The sequence below is a fragment of the Rhodopseudomonas faecalis genome (genome assembly GCF_003217325.1).
In the GTDB taxonomy this organism is placed as follows: Bacteria; Pseudomonadota; Alphaproteobacteria; order Rhizobiales; family Xanthobacteraceae; genus Rhodopseudomonas; species Rhodopseudomonas faecalis.
Map to the genome: position 1 here is coordinate 25,261 of NZ_QJTI01000022.1, position 23,844 is coordinate 49,104.

Consider the following 23,844-nt stretch of genomic DNA (forward strand, 5'->3'; position numbering starts at 1 on the left):
CGATGACCTACGATCATGCTGCCCGGCGCCGCACCCGAGCTCGACGATCCGATCGCGCTGTCGGCGTTGCAGCATGCGGTGTATTGCCTGCGCCAGGCGGCACTGATCCACATCGAACGGATGTGGGAGGAAAACCGCTTCACCGCGGAAGGCCGGGTGCTGCATAGCAGCGTGCACGAGGCGGCTGACCATCGCCGCGGCAACATCCGGCGCGTCAGCGCCATGCCGCTGGCCTGCCGCCGGCTCAATCTGGCCGGCACCGCCGACCTGGTCGAGTTTCGTGGCGGACCGGACGGCGAGACGCCTTTTCCGGTCGAATACAAGCGTGGCAAGGCCAAGCTGCACCGCGCCGACGAGGTGCAGCTCTGCGCGCAGGCGCTGTGCCTTGAGGAAATGACCGGCCGCCCGGTTCCCGAAGGCGCGCTGTTCTACGCCAGCACCCGCCGCCGCGTCGGCGTGCCATTCGACACCGAACTGCGCCAGCTGACCGAGCAAGTGGCGCGCGATTTCGCGGCGCTGACGGCGTCCGGCATCACGCCGCCGGCGCATTATCGCGCGGACCGCTGCAAGGCTTGCTCGCTGATCGAGCTATGCCGGCCCAAGCTGGCGCAAAACTCCGCCGCCGATTTTCGCAGGAAAGCCATTGCCGCCGCGCTTGCCGATCAGCCCGGAGCCGATCTGCCGTGAAGAAGCTGCTCAACACGCTGTACGTCACCACCGAGGGCGCATCGCTGCGCAAGGATGGCGAGAATCTGGTGGCCGAGGTCGACAATGAGCAACGCGCCCGCGTGCCATTTCACATGCTGGCCTCGGTGGTGGTGTTCGGCGGCACTTACCTCTCGCCGCCGCTGATCGAGGCATTGGCACCGCGCGGCATCACAATCGTGCTACTCGACCGCGCCGGCCGCTTTCAAGCGCGCATCGAGGGCCCGGTGAGCGGCAATGTGCTGCTGCGCCGCGCCCAGTATCGCGTTTCCGAACAGCCAACCGACATCGTCCGCAGCCTGGTATCGGCCAAGGTCGCCAATCAGCGCACCGTGCTGCAGCGCTCGCTGCGCGACTATAGCGCCGAGATGGCACCGGAGCAGCGCGGCCGGATCGAAGCCGTGGTCGATCGCCTTGCCGGCATCATCCGACGGGTCGGCTTGACCGACCTTGATGTCGAAGTGCTACGCGGCGCCGAAGGTGAAGCCGCTCATGGCTACTTCTCGGTGTTCGGCAGCCTGGTCCGGGTCAGCGATGCTGAGATGCAGTTCAATGGCCGCAGCCGCAGGCCACCGCGCGATGCCGTCAACGCGGTGTTGTCGTTCATCTATGTGCTGCTGACGCATGACTGCCGCAGCGCCGCCGAAGCGGTCGGCCTTGATCCGGCGGTCGGCTTTCTGCACCGCGACCGGCCGGACGGCCGAGCCTCGCGCTCGACCTGATGGAGGAGTTAAGGCCGGTGCTGGCGGACCGGCTGGCGCTATCGCTGATCAACCGGCGTCAGCTTCGGCCGCGCGATTTCGAGACACAAGATGGCGGCGCGACGCTACTGACCGATGACGGCCGGCGCACCGTGCTGACTGCCTGGCAGGACCGCAAGAAGGAAGATAGGCAACATCTATTTCTCGGCGAAAGCGCACCGCTCGGCCTCGTGCCCTATCTGCAAGCTCAACTGCTCAGTCGGCATTTGCGGGGCGACCTTGATGCCTATCCTCCTTACATCTGGAAATAGCCATCTGCGCTCGGGGATGCCGCGCCAGCCTTGTGTCGCGGCTCTGCCACCAGGCTCAAACGCTGAACACCTTTTGACGGACGATGCGGACCAGCAGGTGCGAAAATGCTTGTTTTGGTGACCTACGACGTGCGGACCAGCGAACCCGGCGGTCAGGCGCGGCTGCGGCGGGTGGCGCGCGCTTGCCAGGATTTTGGCCAGCGCGTGCAATATTCGGTATTCGAGATCGAGGTCGACCCGGCGCAATGGACCGCGCTGCGCGCGAGGCTGGAAAGCCTGATCGCGCCGCAGCACGACAGCCTGCGCTACTACTATCTCGGCGCCAATTGGCGCCGCCGCGTCGAACATGTCGGCGCCAAGCCCGCGACTGATTTTGGCGAGCCGTTGATCGTCTAAAACCGCGCGCGAACCTCAAGCAGACGCGCCGAAGCCGGGACGTTCGCGCTGCGATAAATCAGGCCATTTCAGGTGTTTATCGCGCGAGCGGCCGATTTGGACATCGTCTCCCTCACCCAACGCCGATATTCGCGCGACGCGGACGATTTCACGCGCCACCACAATCGGTTATTGGTGGGGAGTCGCTCCCCTCGCGGGAGCGTGGATCGAAACACGTATTCCGAGTTGAACCCAATCTCGATCGGATCGTCGCTCCCCTCGCGGGAGCGTGGATCGAAACGCCAACGGCGAGGACGTCGGCGCCGTGCTGATCAGGGTCGCTCCCCTCGCGGGAGCGTGGATCGAAACTTCCGAATATGCTCGATCTGCCTCATGGAGCGCAGTCGCTCCCCTCGCGGGAGCGTGGATCGAAACACCTGGGGTGCCATCAGCAGAGAGAGCGCTTGCCAAGTCGCTCCCCTCGCGGGAGCGTGGATCGAAACCAAGAATGCCAACCTGAGAAGCATCACGACGCGCGTCGCTCCCCTCGCGGGAGCGTGGATCGAAACGCGTACTTGTCGCAGTCCCAACTCGCGAGGAAAGTCGCTCCCCTCGCGGGAGCGTGGATCGAAACGTTGCGTCTACTGTTCCTCCATAAACGGCCCTATCGTCGCTCCCCTCGCGGGAGCGTGGATCGAAACACATGCGCAGCGGCCAGCTTCCGGTTCGACGTGCGTCGCTCCCCTCGCGGGAGCGTGGATCGAAACATGGTCACCGGCGCGCTGGCGCACGAGGAGGGCAGTCGCTCCCCTCGCGGGAGCGTGGATCGAAACAGACCAAGCGATGCGACATCCACGGGCGATCACCCGTCGCTCCCCTCGCGGGAGCGTGGATCGAAACATCGCGTAGCAGTTAGTGCAACCGGGCGATGTGAGTCGCTCCCCTCGCGGGAGCGTGGATCGAAACCGTCAACTCCTATCGAATAAATTTCCGGTAGCGGAGTCGCTCCCCTCGCGGGAGCGTGGATCGAAACATCGGCTACACCACGTCGCAAGCCGGATCGCCGGCGGTCGCTCCCCTCGCGGGAGCGTGGATCGAAACGGTCGGACGGTTGTCCCTTGCAATGCTGCTGCCGGTCGCTCCCCTCGCGGGAGCGTGGATCGAAACCTGAAGATGTGGAACTCGCTGACAGGTACATATTGTCGCTCCCCTCGCGGGAGCGTGGATCGAAACTGCATTTCGGCGCCCCTTTGCGCGATCAGTTACGGTCGCTCCCCTCGCGGGAGCGTGGATCGAAACATATCCGCGCGTGCTCGCCGACGTGGGCAGAAACGGTCGCTCCCCTCGCGGGAGCGTGGATCGAAACTTCTTGCAGATCGGAAATCTTGCCAGCCACGGCGTCGCTCCCCTCGCGGGAGCGTGGATCGAAACCTTCGCAGATCAAGGATTATGCGGAGAATATCGATGTCGCTCCCCTCGCGGGAGCGTGGATCGAAACGGCGATTTCGTATCCGGAATGCTCGTCAGCGCGACGGTCGCTCCCCTCGCGGGAGCGTGGATCGAAACCCCGATGCTGAGGGCGGGCCGAACGGTAGCGACAAGTCGCTCCCCTCGCGGGAGCGTGGATCGAAACATCAGGGCGAAGAACATCCGGTGATGCCGGATATTGTCGCTCCCCTCGCGGGAGCGTGGATCGAAACCTCTATCAATTGAAAATGAAGTACCCGGGTGGAGTCGCTCCCCTCGCGGGAGCGTGGATCGAAACTGTCAGTGCGTGGTATTAAATTGGAGGGTTGATCGTCGCTCCCCTCGCGGGAGCGTGGATCGAAACAACGTCAGTTGCTTGCTCATGTCGTCACCTTGCTGGTCGCTCCCCTCGCGGGAGCGTGGATCGAAACGACGCGATCGGCAAACCCAAGAGCCACGGCGCGCGTCGCTCCCCTCGCGGGAGCGTGGATCGAAACATCAGCGATCTTGGTTGCGGTGCCGAACTTGCCAGTCGCTCCCCTCGCGGGAGCGTGGATCGAAACGCCAACGCGGCTTCAATCGCGATCCGTGCCTCGAGTCGCTCCCCTCGCGGGAGCGTGGATCGAAACGAGCGCACGGCCGCGCCGTGGTGCAGACGCCGTGGCGTCGCTCCCCTCGCGGGAGCGTGGATCGAAACCGGCCGGTGGCGTGCTGCTAACCGCTGGAATCGACGTCGCTCCCCTCGCGGGAGCGTGGATCGAAACGCGTCGGCGAGTTTCTTTCCCGCCATCTCGAAGTGTCGCTCCCCTCGCGGGAGCGTGGATCGAAACATGGATCAACGGATAGCGACGGATGGAGAGGATTGTCGCTCCCCTCGCGGGAGCGTGGATCGAAACCCAGTCGATCGATCGCGAACGACCAACCACAGGAAGTCGCTCCCCTCGCGGGAGCGTGGATCGAAACCTGGCCCGCCGATCAATTCAGCCATTCGTCGTCGGTCGCTCCCCTCGCGGGAGCGTGGATCGAAACAGCTGTCCATCGCGATTGATCCGGACCAGCAATGTCGCTCCCCTCGCGGGAGCGTGGATCGAGACTCCGCAGTCGATAGCCCCTGTGCAAAATCGAACCGTCGCTCCCCTCGCGGGAGCGTGGATCGAAACGGCACCGCCGCTGACCTTTCGGACTTCGCTGGTGTGTCGCTCCCCTCGCGGGAGCGTGGATCGAAACGTTGCAGAGGTTGGTGTTGACGGGCTATCGCTGGTCGCTCCCCTCGCGGGAGCGTGGATCGAAACCCCAGTTTCCGCAGAGGTCAACCCATTGTCGCCACGTCGCTCCCCTCGCGGGAGCGTGGATCGAAACTGGAATGGAATAATGCGGTCGCCAAGGCTGCGCGTCGCTCCCCTCGCGGGAGCGTGGATCGAAACTTGACCGGCAAGGGCTGGATCAGCGCTGAGAACGTCGCTCCCCTCGCGGGAGCGTGGATCGAAACAAGTTGCTGGATGAAGGTACGCACGAGGAAGTATTGTCGCTCCCCTCGCGGGAGCGTGGATCGAAACATTGGCCGCAGCATGTCGCATATCGCTGCTTACCGTCGCTCCCCTCGCGGGAGCGTGGATCGAAACGGTCGAAGATGGGATTGAATTTCTCAAGTCGTACGGTCGCTCCCCTCGCGGGAGCGTGGATCGAAACACCACCACGACTGGCAAGCGCCGGTTGGTTGTGGTCGCTCCCCTCGCGGGAGCGTGGATCGAAACCAACATTGTGACGGTGTAAGTCATGGCGAATGTAACGTCGCTCCCCTCGCGGGAGCGTGGATCGAAACGACCCACGTTTGACCGGGTGCAAGTTGACGAACGGTCGCTCCCCTCGCGGGAGCGTGGATCGAAACGCCGAACTACCTGGGATTTTGCAGGTGACGGTCGTCGCTCCCCTCGCGGGAGCGTGGATCGAAACGGCTGATAGAAATACGGAAGACCAATTGATCCGTCGTCGCTCCCCTCGCGGGAGCGTGGATCGAAACCAGCCAAAGTAGTAATTATCAGTATAGCCATCTACTCGCTCCCCTCGCGGGAGCGTGGATCGAAACAAGGAACGCTGTGCGCCGGCTGCACACCCTCAGATGGTCGCTCCCCTCGCGGGAGCGTGGATCGAAACTCGTTCTCAATCCGATAGATCAGCATGTCAGTCAGTCGCTCCCCTCGCGGGAGCGTGGATCGAAACCACTACAACACCGGCGCAATCAAGCGGGCGTCGTGGTCGCTCCCCTCGCGGGAGCGTGGATCGAAACTTCCGGGTGTACCCATGGCGGGGGCCTCTTGTTGTCGCTCCCCTCGCGGGAGCGTGGATCGAAACGAGCCGATGGAAGCGATGCTGCTGGCCAAGGCACGTCGCTCCCCTCGCGGGAGCGTGGATCGAAACGGCGACATCGCGCCCGAGACGGGTCAGCGTTGCGGTCGCTCCCCTCGCGGGAGCGTGGATCGAAACCAGCCAAAGTAGTAATTATCAGTATAGCCATCTAGTCGCTCCCCTCGCGGGAGCGTGGATCGAAACGGCTATTTCGGCGAAGGCGAAGGCTACGGCGAAGGGTCGCTCCCCTCGCGGGAGCGTGGATCGAAACATGGCGTCCTGCGGGCCTTTCAGCCGGCGGATGGTCGCTCCCCTCGCGGGAGCGTGGATCGAAACCCGTCGCAGGGCGATCAGTACTGGATCGAGCTGGTCGCTCCCCTCGCGGGAGCGTGGATCGAAACCCGTATTTCCCAGAGATTCTGAAGGCGCTGTCGCGTCGCTCCCCTCGCGGGAGCGTGGATCGAAACGCGGACGGGCAGGCCGGTCGCAAGTGACCACGCGTCGCTCCCCTCGCGGGAGCGTGGATCGAAACATGCCTGCCGGCGGCCGAGCGCTATCGAGGTAGCCGGTCGCTCCCCTCGCGGGAGCGTGGATCGAAACCGGTGCTGGAGGTTGCTTTGAGCAGCGCCAGCGAGTCGCTCCCCTCGCGGGAGCGTGGATCGAAACTGTTGCGATCTTCGTTTGTCGGCTGATAGGGCGGTCGCTCCCCTCGCGGGAGCGTGGATCGAAACAGTCCCTCCGAAATTGGGTGTCGAGACCGTCATCGTCGCTCCCCTCGCGGGAGCGTGGATCGAAACGTTGTCGATCAGGATCGGAGTGCGGTGGGCTGGGTGTCGCTCCCCTCGCGGGAGCGTGGATCGAAACACGACGACGCCCCATCGGCGGGAGGGACGCCATGTCGCTCCCCTCGCGGGAGCGTGGATCGAAATTTCTACGACCCGCGCTCGGTGAAGTCGGATTTCGTCGCTCCCCTCGCGGGAGCGTGGATCGAAATCGGGCACTCGGAAAGGGCACGCATCACCAGGGCGACGTCGCTCCCCTCGCGGGAGCGTGGATCGAAACCAGTTCGAGCGCGCCGAATTTACAGATTTGCAGCGTCGCTCCCCTCGCGGGAGCGTGGATCGAAACGGCGTCTCTGTGCTGAGATACTTGGTGTTGGTCGTCGCTCCCCTCGCGGGAGCGTGGATCGAAACCCCACCTTCCGTTTTGGAGCGCCCTGAAATGAAAGTCGCTCCCCTCGCGGGAGCGTGGATCGAAACGTGACGAGGAAGTAATTGCCGCGAAGATCGCCGCGTCGCTCCCCTCGCGGGAGCGTGGATCGAAACCATACATGGCGAAAAGCCTTTTGGCCGCCGTCCAGTCGCTCCCCTCGCGGGAGCGTGGATCGAAACAGTTTGACCTGGACGGGCGGACCGGAGCGACGTTGTCGCTCCCCTCGCGGGAGCGTGGATCGAAACTCCTGGCTGGCGGTGGAGCGCTTGCCACAGGGTTGTCGCTCCCCTCGCGGGAGCGTGGATCGAAACCGGTCCATGGCGCGCAACTATTCGCTCAAGATCGATGTCGCTCCCCTCGCGGGAGCGTGGATCGAAACTGACTTTCCAGCACATGAGAGGGCGAGTCGGCGTGTCGCTCCCCTCGCGGGAGCGTGGATCGAAACGTCCCAGGTAAGCCCAAGAGCAGCCATCATCGCCTGTCGCTCCCCTCGCGGGAGCGTGGATCGAAACTCTTGCCAGCCAACTTGCGCTCAGTCGTCTTAATGTCGCTCCCCTCGCGGGAGTGTGGATCGAAACGGGTGGAAGCCGTCAACCTATGCTTCTCACGAGAGTCGCTCCCCTCGCGGGAGCGTGGATCGAGACCTCAGCGCGCTCGATGCGCTCAATGATGGCCCGAAGTCGCTCCCCTCGCGGGAGCGTGGATCGAAACAGCGCGGCTTCCAAGTCAACCAAACGTGGCGACGGTCGCTCCCCTCGCGGGAGCGTGGATCGAAACACTATAGCTAGCCAAGAACGATTTCACTCCGACGTTAGCAACGCACAATGAATAGGCTAAGATGACATTCCTCACTTCTAATATTGCACACGTAGAGGACACAATGTTGAAAAGACTTTCAGCTGAATTTATTGGTACTTACTGGCTTGTCTTCGGAGGTTGCGGCAGCGCGGTCTTGGCTGCGGGCTTCCCACAATTGGGTATCGGCTTCGCTGGCGTCGCGCTTGCCTTTGGCTTGACGGTGCTGACCATGGCTTATGCCGTGGGCGGGATTTCGGGGGGACATTTCAACCCGGCGGTTTCTCTCGGACTGTTAATCGCCGGCCGTTTCGACTGGAAGGAGCTTTTTCCCTACTGGATCGTTCAGGTCATCGGGGGGCTCGCGGCCGCCGCGTCGCTTTACGCTATCGCGAGTGGCGCGCCCGGTTTCGCGCCCAACGGCTTCGCGTCCAACGGCTACGGCGCGCTGTCGCCCGGACATTACAGCTTGGCCTCGTGCCTTCTGATTGAGGTCATTCTAACATCAGGTTTTCTGATTGTTATCCTCGGCGCGACCTCAAAAGCCGCTCCGGCCGGCTTTGCCCCGCTCGCTATCGGGCTCGCCCTGACACTGATTCATCTGGTCTCAATTCCCGTAACTAACACCTCAGTTAATCCCGCACGTTCAACAGCGGTGGCCTTCTTCGCACAGACGGACGCGGTCGGGCAGCTCTGGTTGTTCTGGATCGCGCCGCTGATCGGCGGTCTGCTCGGCGGCCTGATTTGGAGATTCGTGCTGTCGCGCGAATAAGTTCCGCCCCCCCTTGGGCCGGCACGCCGATCGCGTTGTCGAGCGAAGTGGATCGCGGTTCGCGTCAAGAAAGCGCGTCATAATATAAAGTTAGAGCTTCGGTTCGGATTCCATCAGAACCGAAGCTCCAACGGGTCGATCAGTGCAACCTTCGCATCGGCGGTGATAAACTCGCCGGGCGGTCCCGCCGGTGAGGCGAGGATAAGGCCGCGGCAATTGCCGTCATCAATCGACCAATCCGAGTCAGCCCTTAACGGTGCAGTAGAAAATAATCTCTTTGGCAACGATCGACGACCCAGCCTTCATCGCACGCGAAAGATATCTCCCATCACGCATCGGCGGTCAGGGAGCTGCGGAAAAGACGTTTTGGGGGGAAGGCTTTGGGTTTGCTTTAGGCGACTGGCGGAGAGGGAGGGATTCGAACCCCCGATAGGCTTGCACCTATGCCGCATTTCGAGTGCGGTGCATTCAACCACTCTGCCACCTCTCCGCGGGCGCAGGTCCGGGCGGCACAGCCGCCCGAGGTCAGGCGCTCTTCTAGGCGAGCGCGGCGCAACAGACAAGATCGGCGGCACGATATTTTCGCGCTGGTCTCGGGGATATTTTTCGCCCAGGGCGATTTTGGCCCTTCCGACGCGGCAAGGACGGCGGCTTGGCCGGTCAGGCAGGCAATTGCGCCCATCGGCGGGCGGCGGTCGAGGCTTAACCGGCGGCACGCCCCTTACGCCGCACCTCTCGTCGGTAGCCAATGCTTCGCTGCGCGCGCCTCGCCGCGAAGCTGGGCGGCCGAGACGCCATGTGGCCCATTCTCACGCCTCGGCGTCGGTCTTGTCCTTTTCCTTGTCTTTCTCCTTGTCCTTCTCCTTGGCCTTTTTCGGCTTGTCCTTGGTGCGGCGGTTGGTGAAGCGGGCGTTGCCAAGCCCGGTGCCGATGGTCAGCACGCCCCAGCGCTGAAATTCCTGCATAAATGGCACTTCGCTGAGGCCCTGCGCGACGCCGTCATTATGCATCAGCACCGCGGTATCGTGGCCGCCAATGCGCGGGATGCCTTCGACCAGGCTGGTCGGCAGGTGAAAACGGCTGCTTTCCCAATTGCCCGGCAGGTTTTGCGCGCCCTTTTCGATCGCGCCGTCGGCGTTGATCACCCCGGGACAGGAAATGCCGATAAACGGCGCCATTTTCAGCCCCTCAGCCTCGGCGGCGGCCAGCAGCTCCTTCAGCATCTTGATCAGCCGCTTGACCGCCCCTTCCCGGGTCGGCTCGTCATCGGCGTGGCGCCACAGCTCGGAGCGCCACACCTTGGCCTTCGACAGATCGGCGGCCTTCTTCTGCCGGGTTTCGACCACCCCGCAGCGGATGTTGGAGCCGCCAATATCGACCGCCAGGATCGCGTCATGGGCCTCCAAAATCCAGGACGGCGCCAGATGCAGGCAGCCGATCAGCCCGGCCTCGTCCGGATCAAACCGGATCGGCACCAGATCGACCTTGGAGCCTTCTGATCGCAGGATGATTTCGGCCCGCGCGATCGCCAGCTCGCCGATCCGGCTGGCCCGGAAACCGCCGCCGACCACGATGCATTCGGTGTCCGCCCAGGCTTTGCTCTTCATGAAGCGCCGGGTGACATAGGCCAGCTCGCCGGCAAAATCCTCAATTGCCGAATGCACCACCGCGGCGGCATCGACATCGTCGCCGGTCAAAATGGCGTCGAGCTCGGCCTTGCCGATCGCCTCGGTCGCGACCTTGCCGAACGGATCCTGGCCGCTTTTGCGCAGCGGCTTGCGCCAGCCTTCCAGGATTGCCTGAAACGCGCCCTTGCAGGCCCGGTCGCCCAAAAAGCCGTCGTCGTCCTTGAGTTCGATATTGTAACTGTCGACCTCGACCGAAGGCAGCCGGGTGGCGCCGTGCTGACCGATGCCGGTGACGGGCTGGGTCTCATCGCTCATGCCGCAGGTCCTCGCTCCTTCAGGACCGGGACAACCAGCTCGGAACCCTTTGGTTGCAGGGCGCGGGCGTGGCCCATAATCGGCCCGGCAAGCCGCCGCATGATGCAGTTGCGCTTGACTCGCCACATCACCCCCCTATAACGGCGAGGTCCGGCGCAGGCCCTGCTTGCGCCGTCGTTTATGTTTTGCCAAGCGCATTGCACGAACGGTCCATGACCGCCCTCTGGGCGGCCAGGAAATTCCGCTGGCCGATCAAGCCTGTGGCAGCCGCCACGCCCCGATCAGCCGTCACGTAACGACTGAACAAGAAGACAACCCGGAACCATCCGAGGTTGGAACCGAACACAAAGGACCTAAAAGGATGTTCGCAGTCATCAAGACCGGGGGCCGCCAATACCGCGTCGCTCCGGATGATGTTCTCGAGATTGGCAAGATCGCCGGCGACGTCGGCACGATCGTGCAGCTTGGTGAAGTGCTGGTGCTGGGCGGAGATACGCCGGTGCTGGGCGCGCCGACGGTTGCCGGTGCTTCGGTTGCGGCCGAAGTGCTCGACCACAAGCGCGGCCCGAAAGTGATCGCGTTCAAGAAGCGCCGCCGCAAGCACTCCAAGCGCAAGCGTGGCTATCGCGACGAAATCACCGTGCTGCGGATCACCGAGATCCTGGCCGACGGCAAGCAGCCCTCGATCGGTCCGCGTGGTCCGAAGGTGGCCAAGCCCGCTGCCAGCGATAACGCTGCGGCCTAACCGATTTGAGATGATTCCGTCACGGAATTGATCTAGGACATCCAGCGAGTTTTGGAGACGAGCGATGGCTCATAAAAAGGCAGGCGGTTCATCCCGCAACGGTCGCGACTCGGCGGGCAAGCGCCTCGGCGTGAAGGCCTATGGCGGCGAACGCGTCATTCCCGGCAACATTATCGTGCGTCAGCGCGGCACCCAGTGGCACCCCGGCCTCAACGTCGGCATGGGCACTGACCACACTTTGTTCGCCAAGATCGAAGGCCGCGTTGAGTTCCGCGCCAAAGGCAACGGCCGCACTTTCGTGTCGGTTCTTCCGATCGTAGCCGCGGCCGAATAGACGGTGGACATACAAGCGTCCGCCGGGTCCTGTTGAACCGGCGGAGCACCCAAGGGCTCCAAGGGGAGGCGGGATACCCGGCCTCCCCTTTTCGTTGATGCCAGGCGCATCACCTCTGCAGGAGCCCCGCAATGTTGCAGGACATCCCGACGCCCACACGGCACCAGCCCCAAAGCTGCGTTTTGGAAACCGAGCGGCTGCGCTTGCGCAAGCCGATGCTCGCGGATGTGAAAGCCATTGCCCGCCTTGCCAATGATCGTCAGGTCGCGCTGAATACGCGCCGGCTGCCGCATCCCTATCGCCAGGACGACGCCGCCGATTACATCAAGGCGCTGGCCGCCAGCGGCCACGACACCGCGTTCCTGATCGAGCTCGATTACCAGCCGATCGGCATGGTGGCGATCGATTGGCGTAACCCGGCCGCGCCCGAACTCGGCTATTGGCTGGGCGTCGATTATTGGGGCCTGGGCTTTGCCACTGAAGCGGCGCGCGCGGTGATCGATTTCGCGTTCGAGGAATTCGACATCGCACAGGTGGTCGCGGGCGCGCGGGTCGCCAATCCGGCGTCACGCAATGTGCTGGAGAAGTGCGGCTTCCAGTGGACCGGGGTCGAACTGCACCGCTTCGAGGCGCTCGGCGGCTCGACGCCGGTCGATCGCTTTCGGCTGAGCCGCGGCGTCTGGTCGTCGCTGAAAAGCTGGAACGCGACCACACGCCACGCCAGTTGAGGCGCCAGCCCGCAGCAATCTGCAGACGATGGCGGTACGGTTAGTCGGCCATCGTCGCAGCATTTTGCTGGCATCGCCTTACGCGCGCTTAACCAGAGCTAATTGAGAACCACTCTCCCTCGGACCACACCGAGTACGCCCGCGGCAGGCGGTCGCGTAGGACGAAACTCCAACAGGAGTTTCGCATGCTGACTAATCGCTACATCAATGCCCTTCTCACCAGCGGCTTTGTCGAGGAGTTGAAGCTGCAACCGATCGCCTTTGAAGAATGCGAGCAAGCGGCGGCGGCCGCCGAGCAACGCCAACGTTCAGAACAATTGAGCCTGCAATTCACAGAGCTCAACCTCGCCATCAAATGATGGCCGTCAGCGCTGCGCCGCTTCCCCTGCGGCGCGGCGCTCGCGCTGCTCGATGGCGATGATGGCAAGCCCGGCAGCGATGATGATACTCATGCCCACCCACATGGTCGGCGTCGGCCAATCGCCAAAGATCAGATAGCCGAACACCACGCCCCAGATGATCATCGAATATTGAAACGGCACCACCACGCTCGCCGGCGCGATCCGCAGCGAGCGGTTGACGCACAACAGCCCCAGCGCCGACACCGCCCCCGCAATCGCAAACAGGCTGAGATCCGGCACGCTCGGCGTGGTCCAGCCCGATGGCACCAGCACCGCACCGAGCGCAAAAGTGCCGACAAATTGCTGCGACGCCAGCACCATGTCGGGCGTCTGGCGCAGCGAACGGGTGATCAGCAGCAGCGCGGCAAAGGCGACGCTGGCCACCAGCGCGATTAGAGCCGGCCAGCTCACGGTTTCCGCCGAGGGCTGCAGCGCGATCACCACGCCGCCAAACCCGACCAGAATGGCAATGAGCCGCGCCCGGCCGATCCGCTCGCCGAGAAACAGCGCCGAGCCGACCGTGACGAACAGCGACGACGCCAAGTAATAAGTGATGACGTCGGCAAGCGGCAGATAACGGGTCGCCAGAAAAAAGGCGGCCACTTCGAGGGTCGCGACCCCGATCCGCGCCGCCTGCAGCCAGGGCCGCTCCAGGCTGGTGAAGGCAGCGCGCTGCCGCCAGATCAGCGGCGACAACACGATCAAGCCGGCGGCGGCGCGCAGCAGCAGCAATTGCCCGACCGAATAGCTGGCGACCACCAGCTTGCCGAGCGCATCGCCAAACGCAAACAGCCCCATCGCCGCCAGCATCAAGGCGATGCCGATCAGCCGCGTACTGTTCGGCGTGGTGCCGCCCGACAATTTTGCGAAAATGCCCATCTCGCCCCGCAGCGCTGCGTTACAGCCGGCGTGCCAATATTGGCGCCGGCACCGGACCTGATCCACAAAGCCGAAGGCGGCGGGCAGAGCAACCCCCAGGCCGGCCGGGCGGCCCCCTGCGCCAGTGCTGCGACCGCAAGCCGCGGCCGCGTCCCGGCCCGGCAGCCGCTAGGAATCGGTTGCCGCGACCACCCCCCTGCGATACGGATGGCCCATGAAATTCCTCGATGAAGCCAAGGTCTATATTCGCTCCGGCGACGGCGGGAACGGCTGCGTGGCGTTCCGCCGCGAGAAGTTCATCGAGTTCGGCGGCCCCAATGGCGGCAATGGCGGGCGCGGCGGCGACGTGATCGTCGAGGCCGCCGACGGCCTGAACACGCTGATCGATTACCGCTACCAACAGCATTTCAAGGCCCAAAAGGGCGGCAATGGCATGGGTAGCGACCGCCACGGCGCCGGCGGCAAGGACATCGTGATGAAGGTGCCGGTCGGCACCCAGATCTTCGATGAAGACAAGGAAACGCTGATCCACGACTTCACCACGGTCGGCGAGCGTTTCGTGCTGGCCAAAGGCGGCAATGGCGGCTTCGGCAACGCCCATTTCAAATCGTCGACCAACCGCGCGCCGCGCCATGCCAATCCTGGGCAGGTCGGCGAAGAACGCTGGATCTGGCTGCGGCTCAAGCTGATCGCCGATGCCGGCCTGGTCGGTCTGCCCAATGCCGGCAAATCGACGTTCCTGTCTGCGGTCAGCGCGGCACGGCCGAAGATCGCCGATTATCCGTTCACCACGCTGCATCCGCAGCTCGGGGTGGTGAATGTCGATGGCCGCGAATTCGTGCTGGCTGACATCCCCGGCCTGATCGAGGGCGCCCATGAAGGCGCCGGGCTCGGCGACCGCTTCCTCGGCCATATCGAGCGCTGCCGGGTGCTGCTGCATCTGGTCGATGCCAGCTGCGAGCACGCCGGCAAGGCCTACAAGGTGGTGCGCGGCGAACTCGAAGCCTATGCCGAGACGCTGGCCGACAAGGTTGAGATCGTGGCGCTCAACAAGATCGACGCGGTCGATCCCGAGCACCTGAAGAAGCAGAAGGACCGGCTGAAGCGCGCCGCCAAGAAGACCCCGCTGCTGGTGTCCGGTGTCACCGGCCAGGGCGTGACCGAGGCACTGCGCGCGCTGGTCGAGGTGATCGGCGAGGCGCCGGTGTCCGACAAGGCCAAGAGCGCGGCGGAAGCCAAGCCCTGGGCGCCGATCGGCTAGCGCGTTGCCAGCGCGCGCAGCTGCGCGGCCGTTTCAAGATTGCGGCGGCTCCGACCCCGTCGGCGCCGCCAGGTTTCCGAAGGTCGTCAGACCCTCGCCTTTTCCGCCTCGGCCCGGCCGAGCCGTCATCGTCGCAAAGTCCGTCCCAAAAGTCCGTTCCATGTCCCTTCCCTCACTCAGAAACTTTCGCCGCATCGTGGTCAAGGTTGGCTCCTCGCTGCTGATCGACTCAGAAGCTGGCGAGGTGCGCGCGGGATGGCTGGCGGCGTTGGCGTCCGATCTCGCCGCGCTGCATCGCGGCGGCCGCGACGTGATGGTGGTGTCGTCCGGTTCGATCGCGCTCGGCCGCAGCCGTCTGAAACTGCCGCGCGGCCCGCTCAAGCTCGAGGAAAGCCAGGCCGCCGCCGCGGTCGGCCAGATCGCGTTGGCGCGCACCTGGTCGGAAGTGCTGAGCGCCTATGAGATCGACGCCGGTCAGATTCTGGTGACGCTGCAGGACACCGAGGAGCGCCGCCGTTATCTGAACGCCCGCTCCACCATCGCCAAATTGCTGGAATGGCGCGCCATTCCGGTGATCAACGAGAACGACACCGTGGCCACCGCAGAAATCCGCTATGGCGACAATGACCGGCTGGCGGCACGGGTCGCGACCATGGCGAGCGCCGATCTGCTCGTTCTGCTGTCGGATATCGACGGTCTTTATACGGCGCCACCCGCCAACGACCCGACCGCCAGCTTGATCCCGGTGGTCGAGGCCGTGACCGCGGAGATTGAAGGCATGGCCGGCGCGGCCGGCTCGGAGCTGTCGCGCGGCGGCATGCGCACCAAGATCGAGGCCGCCAAGATCGCCACCACCGCCGGCACCCATATGCTGATCGCCAATGGCAAGATCGACCATCCGCTGCGCACCATCGCCGATGGCGGCCGCTGCACCTGGTTCCTGACACCGGCCAACCCGGTGACCGCGCGCAAGCGCTGGATCGCGGGATCGCTGGAGCCGAAGGGTACGCTCACCATCGACGCCGGCGCGGTGTGCGCCTTGCGCGCCGGCAAGAGCTTGCTGCCGGCCGGGGTGGTGCGGGTCGAGGGCCAGTTCGCGCGCGGCGACGCCGTGGTGGTGCGCGGCCCCGACACCGACGAAATCGGCCGTGGCCTGGTCGCCTATGACGCCGAGGACGCCGAAAAGATCATCGGCCATTCCTCGCCGGACGTGATGTCCATTTTGGGCATCAGCGGCCGCGCCGAGATGATCCATCGCGACGATCTGGTGATCGGCGCCGTTCCGAACTCCTGAAGCTGAACTGGTCGGCAGCGCGGCTGACGCCCGTCTCTGCGCGTCATGGCCGGGCTCGTCCCGGCCGCCCACGTCTTTGATCTTGCGGCGCTTTCAGACGTGGACACCCGCGACAAGCGCGGGCATGACGGGTCATTGCTGAGGACCGGAGGGTATCAGTCCTCGGTGTCTTCATCCCCGCTGAACGCGCCGTGCCGGCCATCGCCGGCGACAAAGCGCGCCGCGCCGTCCTGCGTTTCGCCGCTCTCGATCACCGCCAGCCCGCCGCGCATTTCCGCGGCGATCGCGTCTTCCTCAGGCAGCTCCCATTGCCGCAGCGCCGACATCCGGTCGGCGCGCAGACAGGCCTGCGGGAACGCGGCGATCTCCTTGGCCAGCATGATCGCCTGCGCCGCGGCCTGGCCGCGCTGCACCAGGCGGTTGGCGAGCCCGATCCGATAGGCCTCCTGGCCGCCGACCGGGCGCCCGGTCAGGATCAGGTCCATGGCATGGGATTGGCCGATCAGCCGCGGCAGCCGGATGGTGCCAAGATCGATCAGCGGCACGCCGAACCGGCGGCAGAACACCCCGAAAGTGGCGTTGTCGGCGACCACGCGCATGTCGGCCCACAGCGCCAGCTCAAAGCCGCCAGCCACCGCAAAACCTTCCACCGCTGCGATCACGGGCTTCGACAGCCGCAGCCGGGTCGGCCCCATCGGCGCGATGGTGTCATGGCCGCCAAGGTCATAGCTGCGGTCTTGGTCGCCCGCGGCCACCGCTTTCAGATCGGCACCGGCACAAAAATGGCCGCCCGCCCCGGTCAGCACCGCCACCAACGAGCTGTCATCGGCCTCGAATGCCAAAAACGCCTCAAAGAGCCGCTTGGCGGTCGCGCCATCGACGGCATTGCGGCAATGCGGACGATTGATCGAGACGATCGTCACCGGCCCGTCGCGCGCGATCAGCACGGTTTCGGCTTGGTTCATGGCAGCATCACTCCCGGTTGGCGACCGCGCGGCGCGGCGACGCCGCGCAGGCAGCCGCTAGGCGATCTTGAGATCGAGCCCGGTCAAACGCCGATAGGCATCGCGATAACGCAGGCTGGTGGCCTCGACCACCTCGGCCGGCAGCGGCGGCGGCGGCGCTTCGCCGTTCCAGCGCCCGGCGCGGCGTTCGCCGTCGAGATAGTCGCGCAGCGGCTGCTTGTCGAATGACGGCTGCGGCCGGCCCGGCTGATAGACATCGCTCGCCCAGAACCGCGAGCTGTCCGGGGTCATCACCTCATCGATCAGGATGATGCGGCCCTCGCCGTCGCGGCCGAATTCAAACTTGGTGTCGGCAATGATGATGCCCTGCTCGCGCGCGATCACCTCGCCGGCGGTGTAGACCGCGCGGCTCATGCTTTCGAGCGTATAGGCGTCTTCCTGGCCGATAATCTCGCCCATGCGCGTGATGGTGATGTTCTCATCATGGCCGGTCTCGGCCTTGGTGGCCGGGCTGAACACCGCAGGCTCGAGCTTCTGGCTTTCCAGCAGGCCCTGCGGCAGCGCTTCGCCAGCCAAAGTGCCGCTGGCCGAATATTCCTTCCAGGCCGATCCGGACAGATAGCCGCGCACCACGCATTCGATCGGAAACACCTTGGTGCGCTGGCACAGCATGGTGCGGCCGCTGAGCTGGGCGCGGTGATCGCGCAGCTGCGGCACGGCGGCGATAATGGCGTCGATATCGGCGCTGATCATGTGATGCGGCACCACGCCTTCGAGCTGGCGGAACCACCAGGCACTGAGCTGGGTCAGAACCGCGCCCTTGAACGGGATGGTCTCGTTCATCACCACGTCGAAGGCGCTGATGCGATCGGTGGTGACCAGCAGCAGTCGGTCGTCGCCGACGGCATAAATGTCGCGCACCTTGCCACGCCCGATCTTGGGAAGGGGCAAATCGCTGCTCAGCATCGTGGTCATGTCCGGGCTTTCAAACAGTCGCGCCGGCGCGCACGCCGACGATCAGGACGGATGGCGTCGCATGGGCTCATTCCGGCAGTGGGATGAACTCATGCTCCTCCGGGACGGTGGCGAAGCGGCCGGTCTTCCAATCCTGCTTCGCCTGTTCGATCCGTTCTTTACTTGAGGACACGAAATTCCACCAGATGTAGCGCGGCCCTTCCAGGGCGTCGCCGCCGAGCACCATCACCCGGCTCGGTTGCAGCGCGCGCCGGGTGATGCGGTCGCCGGGCCGAAACACCAGAAGCCGCGGCGCTGTGAAGCGCGCGCCGGCGATCTCGGCGCGCTCAAGCCAGCACGACACTCAACGACAGATTGCAGGCCGCAGCACGATCGCCGGCACCGCGCAGCGCGGCATTCAGCGCCGCTTAACAGAGCAGCAGTAGGATGATCGCCACTGTTCCGATTGGAGTTCCACGATGCTGATCAGCGAAAGCGCCGCGCGCACCAAATGGTGCCCGATGGTGCGCATCGACAACAACAACCGCCTGCACAACACCATGACGGACGGTTTCCAGAACTCCGAGCTGATGTATCACTGCATCGCAACCGACTGCATGGCCTGGCGCAGCTTCCATCTGTCGCATCTCAAGGGCACAGGGACGGTGGAGAAGCACGGCTATTGCGGGCTCGCCGGCCGTCCTGAGCTGGACTGATCACCGCAGCCAGTCCGCGGCCCGCGCGGCCGCATCGAACGCACGTCGAACGCCGCCGGGCGCGGTGCCTTGTGACTCTGTCCGCTGCTGACACTGTTCGCCGCGTGCGCGTGCCGGCCCCTTTGACGCCGGAAAATAAAATCTGGCGCCAGGTTTCTGTTTCCATCAGAATCGCCCCCGTCTCTAGACTGCGGAACCATTGGTCCGCTTGAGCGACGAGCCAGATGGATCGAGCATTGCCGTTGCGAGCATTGCCGTTGCCACGCCGCGGGCCGCCCTTGCCGGCCCCGCTGCGCTGTCGCCTCAGCATGCAGGAAGGGCGGCCGTGGAACCTGTGACGCCACCCGCCGAGGCCGTTGAAAATCCCGGTTTGGCAAGCCGCAGCGGCATTGTCGGCATGGTCCGCGCAGTGCCGATCCGCTGGCGCATCCTGTCGATTGCCGCCCTGAACTCCGCGGTCGCGATCGCATTGGCGGCGCTGATCTGGAGCGGCGCGCAGGTACTTGGGTCCGCCTGGGACGATCTGCGCCAAGTGCAGGCTTCCGACAAGATCCTGACCCGGCTCGAGACCGAAACCGGCCGGCTGCAGAATCTGATCCACCGCTACATCAATCAGCCGAGCCCGGAATTGTTCGGCGAAATCCTGCTGCTGCGCGAGACCGTGCTCGGCACGCTCAACACCCGCGCCGCCACCGACCCGATGCTGTCCGGCTCCGTGGCCGAGCTGCAGCAGGCGATCGAGCGGTTCCTCAATGGCTTTGGCGATCTGCGCACGCTGCAGACCACCATCACCAAGACCTATCAGAACGAGGTGCTGGTCCCTGCCAAGGAGATGCTGGGGCTCTATTCGGTGATCGAAGGCGCCACCGGACGGCGCGAGGCCGCGATCTGGCCGCCGCTCGGCCGCTCCCGAGAATCATTCACCGCGCTCTTGGTGGCGGCCAATGCCTACTACCTGTCGCTCGCCCCGACCGCCGCCGATGATGCCCGGGAGAACCTCGACGCGATCGAACGCACTGTGCCGGTAATGCAGGGCCTGGCCGATAACGACCTGCAGCGCATGTCGCTGGAACGGCTGCAAGCGCGTGCCGCGGCGCTCCGCTCCGGGTTTCAGAATTTGTCGCAGCAACTGGCGCGCCGCACCGATCTGCTACGTCACTCAATTGACGCCAGCCAGGCCGCGATTATCGCCGCGATCGATAGTCTGTCGGCCAAGATGCGCCAGAACGAGCAGAAGGCGCAGCAGACCTTTGACCGCACGCTGGCCAGCATTTCGCATAAGGTGCTGTGGATCGCCGCGGCGTTTCTCGGCATCATTATCATCGCCGGCGCGGTGATCGCGCTGTCGATCCGGCTGCCGCTGCAGCAATTGATGCGGGCGATGCGCGCCATCACCACCGGCGACTATGATCACCGTGTCACCGGCACCGACGCCCGCGACGAGATCGGCGCGATGGCGCGCGCGGTCGAAGTGTTTCGCGAAACCGCGATCGATAAGCGCAAGGCGGAAAATGAGCTGCGCGCCGCCAAGGAGCGCGCCGAAGCGGCGCTGCTCGAACTGAACGCCGCGCAGCAGAACCTGATCGATGCCGAACGGCTGGCCGCGCTCGGCGGCCTGGTGGCCGGCGTCGCCCATGAGGTCAACAACCCGATCGGCATCAGCCTGACCGTGGCGTCGAGCTTCGCGCGCAAGGCCGGCACGTTCGACAGCGAGCTGCGCAGCAATACCCCGCTGCGCCGCTCAAAACTGGAAGAATTCGTCGGCAGCGCCAAGGACGCCTCGCAGCAGCTGGTCGCCAATTTGCAGCGCGCCGCCGAACTGATCCAGTCATTCAAGCAGGTAGCGGTCGATCGCTCCCATGCCGAGCGCCGGCAGTTCACCTTGAGCGAGGCCACCAGCCAGATCATCGCCAGCCTGCGCCCGGTGCTCAAGCGCTCGCCGATCACGCTGACGGTCGAAGTGCCGGAGGGGCTGGTGATCGATGGCTATCCGGGCGCCTATGGCCAGATTCTGACAAATCTGTTCCTGAACGCCGCCACCCACGCTTTTCCGCGCGGCCGCGCCGGCAATATCAGCATCGGCGCCCGGCCGCGCGGCCCCGATGAGATCGAGATCGTATTCGCCGACAATGGTGTTGGGATGACCCCGGACGTGCAGCGCCAGGCTTTCGACCCGTTCTTCACCACCAGACGCAACGAAGGCGGTACTGGGCTTGGCCTGCATATCGTCTACAATCTGGTCACCCAGCAGCTCGGCGGACGGATGATGCTGGAATCCAGGCCGGGACAAGGGACAACTTTTCGAATTATCATGCCGCGTACCGCGACCGGAGACGGGAAACAGATCGACCAAACGAACGACGGAAACGCTCCATGGCCGACCAGGACGATGTCCTCCAGCTAATCGAAGACAGCGCCGCGACTTCCGACGAGCCGATCGGGCGGAAGTGGAAGGTGGCGGTGATCGACGATGATTGTGCCGTTCACGAAGGCACGCGGTTCGCGCTCAGCGACTACAATCTCAATGGCCAGACCCTGGAGATCCTGTCGGCCTATTCCGGCGCCGAAGGCCGCGAGTTGCTGCGCGCCCATCCCGACATCGCGGCGATCCTGCTCGATGTCATCATGGAGACCGATGACGCCGGCCTTGAGCTGGTCGAGTTCATCCGCCACGAACTGCGCAACGAGACCGTGCGCATCATCCTGCGCACCGGCCAGCCCGGCCAGGCGCCGGAACGGCGGGTGATCGTCGATTACGACATCAACGACTACAAGGCCAAGACCGAGCTGACCGCCGACAAGCTGTTCACCTCGCTGACCGCGGCGCTGCGCAGCTATCAGCAGCTCGAACGGATGCTGGAAACCAGGCGCGGCCTGGAAATCATCATCGACGCCGCCTCGACGATGTACGATTTCCGCTCGATGCAGCGGCTGGCCGAGGGCGTGCTGACCCAGATCGCCTCGCTGCTCAATGTCGATTGCGCCGGCATTTTGGTGCTGCGCGACGGGCGCGACGTCAGCCATGATTTCGCGGTGCTGGCAGGCTCGGGCTGCTACCGGCAGTTGATCGGTAATTTCAGCCCGGAAGAACTTGATCAGGAGCTGCGCCAGATCGTCGAAGCGGCGTTCCAGCGCCGCAAGAACGAATATGGCGAGAACCGCACCGTGCTCTATATCGAGACCGGCAGCGGCCGCGAAGTGGTGGTGGTGCTGCAGGCCGAGCGGCAGCTGTCCGAAACCGACCGCTCGCTGGTCGAGCTGTTCGGCAGCCGGCTGTCGATCGCGTTCGACAATGTCATCCTGTATCAGCAATTGCAGGACGCCAACGCCCAGCTCGAAGAGCGGGTCGCGCAGCGCACCCGGGCGCTGTCGCAGGCCAACCGCCGGCTGTCGGCGCAATGGCTGCGGCTGCAGCGCGCCAATGGCTTCAAGAACGAGATTCTCGGCACGGTCGCGCATGATCTGAAGAATCCGCTCGGCGTGATCCTCGGCCGCACCGAAATGCTGACCGAGCTGATCGGCGCCGGTGCCTCCAAGGACAGCATCAATCTGCAGGTCGAGCACATCCGCGACGCCAGCCGGCGCCTGACGTCGATGGTCGATAATCTGATCTCGGACGCGATGGCTGACGCCTTCGACATCACCATCCGCCGCGAGCCGATCGACATCGCCGCGCTGGTCACCGAGGTCGCCGAGGCCAACCGGCCGCTGGCGCAGAACAAGCAGCAGCTGATCGAGATTTCGGCGCCGCTGGCGCGCGTGGTCGGCTGCGACGCCGACCGGATGCGCGAGGCGATCGACAATCTGATGTCGAATGCCATCAAATACAGCCCGATCGGCGGCAACATCACGGTGCTGGTCGACGGCGACGACGAGACCACCAGCATCAGCATCACCGATCAGGGCGCCGGGCTGTCGCCGGAAGACATCGGCCGGTTGTTCGGCCGGTTCCAACGGCTGTCCGCCAAGCCGACCGCCGGTGAGAGCTCGACCGGGCTCGGCCTGTCGATCGTCAAGAAGATCGTCGACATGCATGGCGGCGAGGTGCAGGCCGCCAGCTCCGGACCGGGCGAAGGAGCCACTTTCACCGTCACGCTGCCGAATTTCCCCGATCTCGCATGAGCCAGAACCCGCACATCATTGTCGTCGATGACGAGGCCCCGGCCCGGGAGATGGTCGGCGACTATCTGAAAATGCACGGTTTTGCCGTGACGCTGTGCGACGGCGGCAAGGCGCTGCGGGCCGCGATCGATCAAAAACTGCCGGACCTGGTGGTGCTCGACCTCAACATGCCGGAAGAGGACGGGCTGTCGATCATCCGCGACCTGAAGTCGCGCAGCGACGTGCCGGTGATCATGCTGACCGCCACCGCCAGCCCGATCGACCGAGTGGTCGGCCTGGAACTCGGCGCCGACGATTACATCGCCAAACCGTGCGAGCTGCGCGAGCTGATCGCGCGGATTCGCTCGGTGCTGCGCCGGAGCGGCCCGAAGGCTGCCGCTGAGCCTAAGCCCGCCAAGCAGCAGCTGGTGCGGTTCGGCACCAAATGGCTCGATCTGGAAGCGCAGGCGCTGCGCGATGACGATGGCAACGAGCACCCGCTGACCGCTTCGGAATTCGGGCTGCTAAAAGTGTTTGCCGCCAACCCGAAACGGGTGCTGTCGCGCGAGCGGCTGCTGGAACTGGCCAATGCCCGCGACGCCGAAGCCTTCGACCGCGCGGTCGATCTGCGCATCATGCGCATCCGCCGCAAGATCGAGCCCAACCCCGCCAAACCGGCCGTGATCCGCACCATTCGCGGCGGCGGCTATCTGTTTGCCGGCGAGCAGCCGTGAATCCGTTCGCCCCACGGCACCTGCATTGATTCCACTCGATATTTGGTCGTGAATATGTCGTCGCCCCGGCCGCCACGAAACAATCGACCTGCGCGACGAAACCAT

Annotated in this window: 17 protein-coding genes, 1 tRNA gene, 2 pseudogenes and 1 CRISPR repeat array; of the genes and pseudogenes, 14 read left to right on the forward strand and 6 right to left on the reverse strand. The window is 64.6% G+C overall.

Annotated features, from left to right (window positions below; all coding sequences use genetic code 11):
• Nucleotides 1–15: 15 nt before the first annotated feature.
• The 4 genes and pseudogenes from cas4 to aqpZ all read left to right on the forward strand — a co-directional run bounded on the left by cas4 (nucleotide 16) and on the right by aqpZ (nucleotide 8,684).
• Entirely contained in the window at nucleotides 16–687 is a 672-nt protein-coding gene (cas4, locus tag BJ122_RS15285; protein ID WP_110782089.1) for a CRISPR-associated protein Cas4, read from the forward strand.
• Nucleotides 591–1,717 (forward strand): annotated as a pseudogene (gene cas1c / locus BJ122_RS15290) (type I-C CRISPR-associated endonuclease Cas1c). The gene cas4 and the pseudogene cas1c overlap by 97 nt, the downstream one beginning before the upstream one ends.
• Nucleotides 1,718–1,822: 105 nt before the next feature.
• A complete protein-coding gene (gene cas2 / locus BJ122_RS15295; RefSeq protein ID WP_027276961.1) occupies nucleotides 1,823–2,113 on the forward strand; it encodes a CRISPR-associated endonuclease Cas2 in 291 nt (96 codons plus the stop codon).
• A 181-nt stretch (nucleotides 2,114–2,294) separates the two neighbouring features.
• A CRISPR array of direct repeats spans nucleotides 2,295–7,894; the repeat unit is 32 nt; unit sequence GTCGCTCCCCTCGCGGGAGCGTGGATCGAAAC.
• A 103-nt stretch (nucleotides 7,895–7,997) separates the two neighbouring features.
• Complete coding sequence (gene aqpZ, locus BJ122_RS15300) at nucleotides 7,998–8,684, forward strand: aquaporin Z (protein ID WP_110782124.1); 687 nt, start codon at nucleotides 7,998–8,000, stop codon at nucleotides 8,682–8,684.
• 400 nt (nucleotides 8,685–9,084) lie between these two features.
• Here aqpZ and BJ122_RS15305 read toward each other — a convergent pair.
• Together BJ122_RS15305 and BJ122_RS15310 are read right to left on the reverse strand one after the other, a co-directional pair.
• Nucleotides 9,085–9,174: transfer RNA gene (locus BJ122_RS15305), tRNA-Ser, on the reverse strand.
• A 319-nt stretch (nucleotides 9,175–9,493) separates the two neighbouring features.
• The gene (locus BJ122_RS15310; RefSeq protein ID WP_110782090.1) at nucleotides 9,494–10,627 is read right to left on the reverse strand and encodes an ROK family protein; all 1,134 of its coding nucleotides are present in this window, start codon (nucleotides 10,625–10,627) and stop codon (nucleotides 9,494–9,496) included.
• Between the two features lie 361 nt (nucleotides 10,628–10,988).
• Between BJ122_RS15310 and rplU the strand changes: the two genes are divergently transcribed.
• From rplU to BJ122_RS19315, 4 genes are all read left to right on the forward strand, one after another.
• Complete coding sequence (rplU, locus tag BJ122_RS15315; protein WP_110782091.1) at nucleotides 10,989–11,372, forward strand: 50S ribosomal protein L21; 384 nt, start codon at nucleotides 10,989–10,991, stop codon at nucleotides 11,370–11,372.
• Between the two features lie 64 nt (nucleotides 11,373–11,436).
• Complete coding sequence (gene rpmA, locus BJ122_RS15320) at nucleotides 11,437–11,706, forward strand: 50S ribosomal protein L27 (protein ID WP_027279053.1); 270 nt, start codon at nucleotides 11,437–11,439, stop codon at nucleotides 11,704–11,706.
• Nucleotides 11,707–11,837: 131 nt separating this feature from the next.
• Nucleotides 11,838–12,434: a GNAT family N-acetyltransferase gene (locus BJ122_RS15325; RefSeq protein ID WP_110782092.1), complete on the forward strand. Its 597-nt coding sequence runs from the start codon at nucleotides 11,838–11,840 to the stop codon at nucleotides 12,432–12,434.
• 185 nt (nucleotides 12,435–12,619) lie between these two features.
• Nucleotides 12,620–12,793, forward strand: a complete 174-nt coding sequence (locus BJ122_RS19315; protein WP_161631945.1) for a hypothetical protein — start codon at nucleotides 12,620–12,622, stop codon at nucleotides 12,791–12,793.
• A gap of 6 nt (nucleotides 12,794–12,799) precedes the next feature.
• Here BJ122_RS19315 and BJ122_RS15330 read toward each other — a convergent pair whose 3' ends face one another.
• Nucleotides 12,800–13,714: a DMT family transporter gene (locus tag BJ122_RS15330; protein ID WP_110782093.1), complete on the reverse strand. Its 915-nt coding sequence runs from the start codon at nucleotides 13,712–13,714 to the stop codon at nucleotides 12,800–12,802.
• Between the two features lie 214 nt (nucleotides 13,715–13,928).
• Here BJ122_RS15330 and obgE point away from each other — a divergent pair, with 214 nt between their 5' ends.
• Complete coding sequence (gene obgE / locus BJ122_RS15335) at nucleotides 13,929–14,975, forward strand: GTPase ObgE (protein ID WP_103011771.1); 1,047 nt, start codon at nucleotides 13,929–13,931, stop codon at nucleotides 14,973–14,975.
• Nucleotides 14,976–15,135: 160 nt separating this feature from the next.
• On the forward strand, nucleotides 15,136–16,269 hold the full coding sequence (gene proB / locus BJ122_RS15340) for a glutamate 5-kinase (RefSeq protein ID WP_110782094.1): 1,134 nt from the start codon (nucleotides 15,136–15,138) through the stop codon (nucleotides 16,267–16,269).
• Between the two features lie 155 nt (nucleotides 16,270–16,424).
• Here proB and BJ122_RS15345 read toward each other — a convergent pair whose 3' ends face one another.
• The 3 genes and pseudogenes from BJ122_RS15345 to BJ122_RS15355 form a co-directional block, all read right to left on the reverse strand.
• Nucleotides 16,425–17,234 carry a crotonase/enoyl-CoA hydratase family protein gene (locus BJ122_RS15345; protein WP_110782095.1) on the reverse strand — a complete coding sequence of 270 codons (810 nt, stop codon included), beginning with the start codon at nucleotides 17,232–17,234 and terminating at the stop codon, nucleotides 16,425–16,427.
• A gap of 57 nt (nucleotides 17,235–17,291) precedes the next feature.
• A complete protein-coding gene (locus BJ122_RS15350; RefSeq protein ID WP_110782096.1) occupies nucleotides 17,292–18,209 on the reverse strand; it encodes a phosphoribosylaminoimidazolesuccinocarboxamide synthase in 918 nt (305 codons plus the stop codon).
• Nucleotides 18,210–18,276: 67 nt separating this feature from the next.
• Nucleotides 18,277–18,528, reverse strand: a pseudogene (locus BJ122_RS15355) (pirin-like C-terminal cupin domain-containing protein); the annotation flags it as partial.
• A 139-nt stretch (nucleotides 18,529–18,667) separates the two neighbouring features.
• Here BJ122_RS15355 and BJ122_RS15360 point away from each other — a divergent pair.
• The 4 genes from BJ122_RS15360 to BJ122_RS15375 all read left to right on the forward strand — a co-directional run bounded on the left by BJ122_RS15360 (nucleotide 18,668) and on the right by BJ122_RS15375 (nucleotide 23,739).
• Nucleotides 18,668–18,904 (forward strand): hypothetical protein, encoded by a 237-nt coding sequence (locus tag BJ122_RS15360; RefSeq protein WP_110782097.1) that lies wholly within the window; start codon nucleotides 18,668–18,670, stop codon nucleotides 18,902–18,904.
• Nucleotides 18,905–19,229: 325 nt separating this feature from the next.
• Nucleotides 19,230–21,308, forward strand: coding sequence for a sensor histidine kinase (locus tag BJ122_RS15365; protein WP_110782098.1), 2,079 nt, complete (start codon nucleotides 19,230–19,232; stop codon nucleotides 21,306–21,308).
• Nucleotides 21,278–23,026, forward strand: coding sequence for an ATP-binding response regulator (locus tag BJ122_RS15370; RefSeq protein ID WP_110782099.1), 1,749 nt, complete (start codon nucleotides 21,278–21,280; stop codon nucleotides 23,024–23,026). The genes BJ122_RS15365 and BJ122_RS15370 overlap by 31 nt, the downstream gene beginning before the upstream one ends.
• Nucleotides 23,023–23,739: a response regulator gene (locus BJ122_RS15375; protein WP_103011777.1), complete on the forward strand. Its 717-nt coding sequence runs from the start codon at nucleotides 23,023–23,025 to the stop codon at nucleotides 23,737–23,739. The genes BJ122_RS15370 and BJ122_RS15375 overlap by 4 nt, the downstream gene beginning before the upstream one ends.
• Nucleotides 23,740–23,844 lie beyond the last annotated feature (105 nt).

What these genes read in the sequence shown, in the direction of transcription:
- BJ122_RS15325 (WP_110782092.1), top strand. Translation starts at nt 11,838, where the DNA reads ATGTTGCAGGACATCCCGACGCCCACACGGCACCAGCCCCAAAGCTGC.
- rpmA (WP_027279053.1), top strand. Translation starts at nt 11,437, where the DNA reads ATGGCTCATAAAAAGGCAGGCGGTTCATCCCGCAACGGTCGCGACTCG.
- rplU (WP_110782091.1), top strand. Translation starts at nt 10,989, where the DNA reads ATGTTCGCAGTCATCAAGACCGGGGGCCGCCAATACCGCGTCGCTCCG.
- BJ122_RS15310 (WP_110782090.1), bottom strand. Translation starts at nt 10,627, where the DNA reads ATGAGCGATGAGACCCAGCCCGTCACCGGCATCGGTCAGCACGGCGCC.
- BJ122_RS15370 (WP_110782099.1), top strand. Translation starts at nt 21,278, where the DNA reads ATGGCCGACCAGGACGATGTCCTCCAGCTAATCGAAGACAGCGCCGCG.
- BJ122_RS15350 (WP_110782096.1), bottom strand. Translation starts at nt 18,209, where the DNA reads ATGACCACGATGCTGAGCAGCGATTTGCCCCTTCCCAAGATCGGGCGT.
- aqpZ (WP_110782124.1), top strand. Translation starts at nt 7,998, where the DNA reads ATGTTGAAAAGACTTTCAGCTGAATTTATTGGTACTTACTGGCTTGTC.
- BJ122_RS15330 (WP_110782093.1), bottom strand. Translation starts at nt 13,714, where the DNA reads ATGGGCATTTTCGCAAAATTGTCGGGCGGCACCACGCCGAACAGTACG.
- BJ122_RS15345 (WP_110782095.1), bottom strand. Translation starts at nt 17,234, where the DNA reads ATGAACCAAGCCGAAACCGTGCTGATCGCGCGCGACGGGCCGGTGACG.
- proB (WP_110782094.1), top strand. Translation starts at nt 15,136, where the DNA reads ATGTCCCTTCCCTCACTCAGAAACTTTCGCCGCATCGTGGTCAAGGTT.
- BJ122_RS19315 (WP_161631945.1), top strand. Translation starts at nt 12,620, where the DNA reads ATGCTGACTAATCGCTACATCAATGCCCTTCTCACCAGCGGCTTTGTC.
- BJ122_RS15375 (WP_103011777.1), top strand. Translation starts at nt 23,023, where the DNA reads ATGAGCCAGAACCCGCACATCATTGTCGTCGATGACGAGGCCCCGGCC.
- obgE (WP_103011771.1), top strand. Translation starts at nt 13,929, where the DNA reads ATGAAATTCCTCGATGAAGCCAAGGTCTATATTCGCTCCGGCGACGGC.
- cas4 (WP_110782089.1), top strand. Translation starts at nt 16, where the DNA reads ATGCTGCCCGGCGCCGCACCCGAGCTCGACGATCCGATCGCGCTGTCG.
- BJ122_RS15360 (WP_110782097.1), top strand. Translation starts at nt 18,668, where the DNA reads ATGCTGATCAGCGAAAGCGCCGCGCGCACCAAATGGTGCCCGATGGTG.
- cas2 (WP_027276961.1), top strand. Translation starts at nt 1,823, where the DNA reads ATGCTTGTTTTGGTGACCTACGACGTGCGGACCAGCGAACCCGGCGGT.